This is a genomic window from Candidatus Hepatincolaceae symbiont of Strigamia maritima (genome assembly GCF_055505085.1).
This window is the reverse complement of the sequence record NZ_DBKDTU010000170.1, coordinates 1-7,178: the sequence shown is the minus strand read 5'-3', so window position 1 is coordinate 7,178 and position 7,178 is coordinate 1. Positions and strand designations below refer to the sequence as shown.

The window sequence follows — 7,178 nt, the reverse complement described above, 5'->3', positions numbered from 1 at the left end:
CTTTCCCTACACGACGCTCTTCCGATCTAAAATACTTTTAATAAAGTTTTTAACCTCATTGTATTGAGTATTTAAACTCGGAAGTAAACTCGGTTTAAAATGATCTAGCATAGGAAATAGAAATAAGAGGTAAACTATTAGAAATTCTAAAAGTCCTTTTTTATTGGGATTCTTAACCATTTTAATAGCCCTCATATAAAATTATTATTAGAAATTTTAGAGGTAATCTCTAATATTTTATGCGTTGTAATTTCGTGGAAAAGTAGATACTTAGAACTTAAACGGATAGTTTGCCGTAAAGATTTAGGAATTAATAATATTATTTGGTAAAATAAAGCGGATTCTAAATTTTTTATTTCATTAAGCAAAAAATAATCTCCGATGAGTATTATATGACCTGAATTTTTTCTTTTTAAATTAGCTTTATAACTTATTATTTGGGAAATATTTGTAATAATTTCTGAGGTATAATTATTAATTTGCAAAATGTTATGAATTAATATTGCGTTGTCTTTGTTGTTTAAAAAAATTAGATAGTTATAATGTTGTTGCATAAATGGATTCATAATAATTTTTAAAAATACAATAGTTGATATAAAAAATTTATTAAAGAAATTAACTGCTTACTCTAAGATTAATCTAAATAATAATAATTTGCAACTAAACTGTAATAAAACTATGTAAGTTCTGAAGCGACTAGAGAGAAGCATATTGTTGCTTTATTAACTTTTAAAGTAAGTAATTTTATTAACTTTAAAAGTACTTACTCCCCCTACTCTATTTTATCTATATTTCTTAAGCTATCTCACCTTATGCTGCATATGAATTTAAGTGGTTTATAAAAAAAATATATAATTTTACTTTTAATGTGAAAGATTTAAAGTAAAGCATTAAGGGAGTTGATTAAGAAATATTTCTAGTTAATTAATTTTTAAGCTTGGGACTAAAAGAGAGATTAATTTTTTCCAGCATAATTTTAACTAAGTGTTTTTTAGAAGTAATAATTTTTTCCTGAGAAGCTTTTTCCTGAGAGGTATTACTAAGAATATGAAAAGTACCTTCAAGTACTCCTAAAGTTTCCTCAGAATTAGCTATAATGAAATCTAAATTTTTTTCTTGCAATTTTTTGAGAGCTTCTGCTACTAAATTTTGTGTTTCTAAGGCGTATCCTATAAGAATCTTATTTTGTTTATTATGACCTAATTCTTTAAGGATATCTATATTTTCTATTAGTGCTATATCAGAGGCTTGACTTGAATTTTTTTTGATTTTTTGCGTAGCTATGGTTTTAAATTTATAATCTGTAATAGCAGCAGTAGCTACTACTATATCGGCTGTAGAATAGTGGTTTAGTACTTGCTGATACATATCTGCAGCGGTTTTTACCGTAATATGCTTAATTCCTGAGATTTTGGGTAATGTATTCTCTCCTATAATAAGAGTTACTTGCATTTCTAAATATTTTGCCATATTTGCAAAATACCAACCTGTAAGTCCTGTTGCACTATTTGTTAGAAATCTAATTGGATCTAAATATTCCTGAGTTTTACCTGCTGTAATTAATATATGTTTTCCTTTTAAATAACCTAAAGATACATCTTTTATTGCTAAATAAGTCTCTATATCCAGTATAATTTGCTCTTCAGTCCTAAGCCGACCAGTTCCTAAGATATTACAAGCTAAAAATCCGGTATCTGCTTCTATAATATGATAATTTTTAAGAGTTTTGAGATAAGTTAAATTCTTTTCTAAGATAGGATTTTTATACATATTCTCATTCATACTCAGAGCAAAAAACACAGGGATAACACTGGCACTAATTAGTGTGGAGATCAAATCATCAGCAATACCGTTTGCTATTTTTCCTATAATATTATAGCTAGTAGGAGCAATTAAAATTAAGTCTGCATTTTGTGCCAGAGTAGTATGAATCAGGGCATCAGCAAAGGTATCGGTAATGGTTTTTTTATGAGTTAAACTTTCAAATACCAGTGGTGAGATAAATTTTTGAGCATGTTTGCTCATTACTACCGTTACATTATAGTTTAATTTTATTAGCTGAGAAACTATGTTGGGGGTTTTATAGGCAGAAATACTACCAGTAACACAAATTATAATATTGAGCATAGTTTTTTCATTATTGTTGAGATACAAATTTAGTCTAACATAAATCTGTTTTTAAGAAAAGCTATGTTATATTTCTTAAATAAAACTTCATAAAATCATTATAGGGTTATTATTACAAATATTACATATTTTTTTATAATTAGCTTTTGTTTCTAATAAAGCTAAATATATTTAATAATTCTATGATTTTTAGCATTGTTCACTAACAATCCCATACTCTGGAATTTGCTTCTATTAATAAGTTTTTCTAAAGTTGTGTTAAGCAACTGCATTAAACGAAATATTATTAATAATATGGTTCTTTATTCAAGAAAAAAATGTTACACTATTTTAACTTTTTAAAAAGTTGCTAAAATCAAGAATAATCTTCTAAAAAAGGATTTCTTCTAATGACAAAAAATAATTATACTCTAGCAATTAGTTTAGGATTTATAGCATACTTTTTTTATGCTATAATGGATGTTGTTATTAAATTTTCTCGTAATTTCTATCAAGATATTTCTTTCTCGGTATTTTATTTTTATATTAATTGGTTAATTTGTATATTTTTATTAACTTTCGGGGTCTTAATCTACAAGCAGAAGTTCTTTATCATTAAAAATAAACTTTTTGTTTTAATAAGATCAGTAGTTAATGTTATGGTATCTATCTTAGCTTTTATTACCCTTCCGTTAGTACCATTAGATATTTACTATGCAATTATTTTTACAACTCCGATTATTGCCGACTTAATAGCAGTTTTTTTTCTAAAGGAAAGATTTAGCAGATATAGAATACTTGTAGCTGTATTAGGTTTTATAGGAGTTTTATTAATTACTAATCCATTTGCCATTCTAAATAAACCTATTATTCCTATAGTATTAGCTTTAGGTATAGCTCTTTTAGATGCTTGCTCTGTGGTGATTACTCGTAAATATTTACAAAAAGAAAATGCTTTTAGTATAGCCTTTTTTACATTTTTTTTAGGAGGATGTTTAAGTATTTTCATTTTATTATTCTCCCAAACTAAACTTTTTATGGTTAGTTCTAATGTTTTTGGAATATTTATGATAATTGCTTTTTGTAATTGTTGTGCCCTAATAGCCTTTATTAAGGCTTATCAAACTGCACAAGTACAAATTGTTAGTCCTACTGAATATTCTTTAATGTTATTCGGTATTTTCTTCGGCTATTTAGTATTTAATGAACTCCCTACTCTGATTACTTTGGTAGGTTCTTTAATTATTATTGCTAGTAGTAGTTATCTTGTGTTAAATAGCAAAAAATTGAAATAACAGAGTTTAGAGAAACTTAGTATTTGCAATGCTACTAAATTGCTATTATAATTAGTGATTGTTAAAATTGAACCTATAATATGGATTTGTGGTATAGATGAAAGATAATAAGCTTTTTCTAGGGATTATTATAGGCTTAATATCGTATTTTTTTTATACGATGATGGACGTTATAGTAAAATTTGTGCGAACTTACAAAGAACTTCCTTTCCCGGTATTTTATTTTTATATTAATATCATTACTAGTATTTTTCTGCTTATAGTAGGATATTGTGTTCATAGAAAAGCTTTTTTTAAGGTTAAAAGTAAGTCTTTTGTTATTCTAAGAGCTACCTTAAGCTTAACAAATTTTGGATTAGCCTTTATAGCCGTAGTATTAATCCAGCTTGATGTGTATTATTCCATAATTTTTACTACCCCAATGATGGCTTTTTTATTAGCTATGCTATTTTTAAAAGAAAAAAGTACTATTAGTAAAATAATAGCTTTATTCGGTGGTTTTATAGGGGTATTGATTCTTACTAATCCTTTTGGTGCTAATTTAGAAAGTAAAGATATACTACCTATTCTTTTAGCCTTAGCTGTAGCTCTGGGTACAGCAGGTTCCATGATTGTAGTTAGAAAATATTTACAAAATGAAAAACCCTTAAGTGTTACTTTTTATACTTTTATTTTAAGTAGTGTGGCAAGTATCCTGCTATTGTTATATACTCGTACCCCTTTAATTTTAATAGATATTGAAATTATATTTTTACTAATTATTACTGCGATTTGTATTTCTATGGGTTCCATGTGTTTTGTAAAAGCTTACCAAATGGCACCCGTACAGATTATTAGCCCTCTTGAATACTCTCAAATGCTATGGGGAATAATTTTTGGTTATTTATTATTTCATCATATCCCTAGTGTGAGTACATTAATAGGTTCTGCTATTATTATTGCCAGTAGTTCATATATTGTATTAAGTAAAAGAACCTGATAATTAAGGAATAAATACTAATGAGAAAAGCTATAGTTTTTGCTATTATTAGTTTTAGCAGTTTTTCTTTAATGAATGTTCTTAATAAAGTAGCTTTGGTAAAACTAGAGATTAGTTTTGTTAGTTATTTTTTTTATTTAAAACTCACAGCGTTATTAGTACTAACAATATTTGGAATCATTACTAGTAAATCAGTTAAGTTCTTTAAGCCTATAAACCCTAAAATAGTTGTAATTAGGGCTGTGGTTTTAGCTATTAACACTATATGTGTTACTTTAGCGGTTTATTATTTACCGTTAGATATACTTTATTCTATTCTCTTTATTTTACCGATTGCCGCCGTAGTTTTATCTTATTTTATGTTGAATGAAATTATTACAAAACAGCATTTATTGTATATTATTTTAGGTTTTGCAGGGGTTTTAGTAATAATTAATCCTTTTAGTGAGTTCAATAAAAATCTGCAGATAATAGGAGTAATCTTAGCACTAATTACTGTGATAACCGGAGCTTACGGAGGGGTTATTGTGAGAAAACATCTTATTAATGAAAATCCTTTAACTCTGGTTTTTTATGTTTTTTTAATAACGGGCATTAGTTCTATTTGCTTTTCTTTATATAAGTACGGCTTTATTCTTGTTGTTCCGAATTTTATCCAAATTCTGCTTATTTTCTTTGCCTCTATATGTACTAGTGTAGGATCAATTTTTTATATTAAGGCTTATCAGGAAGGAGCAGCTAAATTTGTAGCCCCTATACAATATATTCAAATTTTATATGGTAGTATTTTTGGTTATTTTATTTTTAATGATTTAATAAATTATTATACTATTTTAGGTATCATAATAATTATTATAGCTACATATAAAATAAACAAGATAAAGGAATAAATGTTTTCTAAGACAAAAAAAATAGGAATTCTCTTCTCTTTTCTGGGTTTTTCAGCCTTTGCTTTTATGGATGTAATTAATAAGTTTATCCTAAACATTGCAGTATTGCCTTTTGTAAGTTTTCTAATTTTTTTAGATATTAGCATATTAATTTTTATATTATGTATAGGAGTTTGGCAAACTCGCTTAAGTTTCTTTAAAAGTTCTAAGGGTTGGTATATTTTTGTACGTTCTATTTTTAGCGTTTTAAATACTATTTTCTCTTTATTGGCTATTTCACAGCTACCTCTATATATTTTTTATCCTATAATTTTTATGCAACCTTTAATTGCTGCTATCTTAGCTATTAGTTTTTTAAAAGAAGCAATAAATTTAACTAAAATTATGTTAATAATAGTTGGGTTTATTGGGGTTTTATTTGTAATTAACTCATGGCAATATAGTATCAATATCCCATATTTAGGGATATCTTTTGCAGCATTGGTAGCCTTGAGCGGTGCTTGTAGCGGTTTAGTTGTAAAGAAATTTTTACCCTATGAGAAGGTAACAACTATAGGATTTTACAATATTTTATTAAGTTTAGTGATGGCTAACCTATATATATTATTTAGCACTGAAAAAATTGTTATACCAAGTAATGCTCAGTTAGGATTAATCATAATTGCCGGTAGTTTAGCCACTATAGGAATTATTCTTTTTATGAAATCATACCAATTAGCTACGGTACAATCAATATCTCCTATGCAATATAGTCAGTTAGTTTGGGGGATTATTTTAGGGTATTTCATTTTTAATGATATTCCTAAAATAGATACAATAATAGGGGCAATTATTATTATATTTGCTAATGTTGCAATGGTTTATTATACTAAAGAAAAAGAAGATAAAAAATAAGAAATTGAATATATGAGAAAAACATGAAGTATTTTAGATTATTTATTCTATATTTATTCTTATTAGTAGTAAAGGTATATGCCGTAGATAATGATATATATGAAAAAATTAACCAAGATCAAACATTATCACTAAAAGATAAATTATTATTTGTTGCTAGTATTGAAAATGATTTAACCCGTATTAATAATTTACTTAATAAAAATGAAGTTAACTTAAATGTTACTGATATGGATGGTGTTTCTCCTTTAATGTTAGTTGCCCAATACGGTACTAATACAGTAATAATACAAACTTTAATAAATAATGGTGCAAATGTTAATGCACAAGATAATGCCGGTAATACTGCAGCGATATATGCCACAAGAAATGCTAATACAGAAATGCTGGGAGAACTTATTAATAAAGGAGCTGATGTAAATATTGTCAATAATGATTTAGAGAGTCCCCTATTATTAGCAGCTAAATATGGTAGTGTTCACATGCTAAAGTCTTTACTTAATGCCGGTGCTACTTTAAATTATCAAGATATCTACGGTAATAATGCCTTGATTTATGCATTTGATAATGCTAAAGATAAACACCTGATAGTAGAGCTTTTAACTCAAGATTTTGTTCAGGTTAACACTAAAAATAAAGCAGGTAATTCTCCGTTAATAGTAGCTATGCAAAAAGAAACAGATTTTACAGTAATTTCTGATTTAATTAAAGCAGGTGCTGATATTAATTATCAGAATAAAAGGGGTTATAATGCCATAATGATGGCTATTATGAATAATAAAAGCCTTGCTATTATTAAGATGCTTTTAGGAGTTAAAAAAATTAATCTTAAACTTAAAGATAATGAGGGAAATAATGTGTTGTTACTGGCTGCTTTATATAATAATGAGCTTAAAACCTTTGAAACACTTCTAAATACTTCTAGAGTTACCACTAATATCATTAATAAAAAAGGTTATAATGCTCTAATGGCTGCTATTGCCAATAAACAAGATATTAATATTATAGAAATTT

7 protein-coding genes are annotated in these 7,178 nt (G+C 26.8%); 5 read left to right on the top strand and 2 right to left on the bottom strand.

The window, feature by feature from the left end; genetic code table 11:
• Positions 1-191: 191 nt before the first annotated feature.
• A complete protein-coding gene (locus ACQCX0_RS04620; protein WP_462563006.1) occupies positions 192-554 on the bottom strand; it encodes a hypothetical protein in 363 nt (120 codons plus the stop codon).
• Positions 555-924: 370 nt separating this feature from the next.
• Positions 925-2,127, bottom strand: coding sequence for a bifunctional phosphopantothenoylcysteine decarboxylase/phosphopantothenate--cysteine ligase CoaBC (gene coaBC / locus ACQCX0_RS04615; RefSeq protein ID WP_462563005.1), 1,203 nt, complete (start codon positions 2,125-2,127; stop codon positions 925-927).
• 389 nt (positions 2,128-2,516) lie between these two features.
• On the opposite strand from coaBC, the gene ACQCX0_RS04610 reads away from it, so the two are divergent.
• The 5 genes from ACQCX0_RS04610 to ACQCX0_RS04590 all read left to right on the top strand — a co-directional run.
• Positions 2,517-3,401 (top strand): DMT family transporter, encoded by an 885-nt coding sequence (locus ACQCX0_RS04610; RefSeq protein WP_462563004.1) that lies wholly within the window; start codon positions 2,517-2,519, stop codon positions 3,399-3,401.
• Between the two features lie 97 nt (positions 3,402-3,498).
• Positions 3,499-4,380 carry a DMT family transporter gene (locus ACQCX0_RS04605; RefSeq protein WP_462563003.1) on the top strand — a complete coding sequence of 294 codons (882 nt, stop codon included), beginning with the start codon at positions 3,499-3,501 and terminating at the stop codon, positions 4,378-4,380.
• Between the two features lie 20 nt (positions 4,381-4,400).
• On the top strand, positions 4,401-5,270 hold the full coding sequence (locus tag ACQCX0_RS04600) for a DMT family transporter (RefSeq protein ID WP_462563002.1): 870 nt from the start codon (positions 4,401-4,403) through the stop codon (positions 5,268-5,270).
• On the top strand, positions 5,271-6,164 hold the full coding sequence (locus ACQCX0_RS04595; protein ID WP_462563001.1) for a DMT family transporter: 894 nt from the start codon (positions 5,271-5,273) through the stop codon (positions 6,162-6,164).
• Between the two features lie 23 nt (positions 6,165-6,187).
• Positions 6,188-7,178, top strand: a 991-nt coding sequence (locus tag ACQCX0_RS04590) for an ankyrin repeat domain-containing protein (protein WP_462563000.1), incomplete at its 3' end; no start/stop codon positions are given.

Bases quoted from the DNA above. Each gene is read 5' to 3' on its own strand.
- ACQCX0_RS04605 (WP_462563003.1), top strand. From the start codon at position 3,499: ATGAAAGATAATAAGCTTTTTCTAGGGATTATTATAGGCTTAATATCG.
- ACQCX0_RS04595 (WP_462563001.1), top strand. From the start codon at position 5,271: ATGTTTTCTAAGACAAAAAAAATAGGAATTCTCTTCTCTTTTCTGGGT.
- ACQCX0_RS04610 (WP_462563004.1), top strand. From the start codon at position 2,517: ATGACAAAAAATAATTATACTCTAGCAATTAGTTTAGGATTTATAGCA.
- ACQCX0_RS04620 (WP_462563006.1), bottom strand. From the start codon at position 554: ATGCAACAACATTATAACTATCTAATTTTTTTAAACAACAAAGACAAC.
- coaBC (WP_462563005.1), bottom strand. From the start codon at position 2,127: ATGCTCAATATTATAATTTGTGTTACTGGTAGTATTTCTGCCTATAAA.
- ACQCX0_RS04600 (WP_462563002.1), top strand. From the start codon at position 4,401: ATGAGAAAAGCTATAGTTTTTGCTATTATTAGTTTTAGCAGTTTTTCT.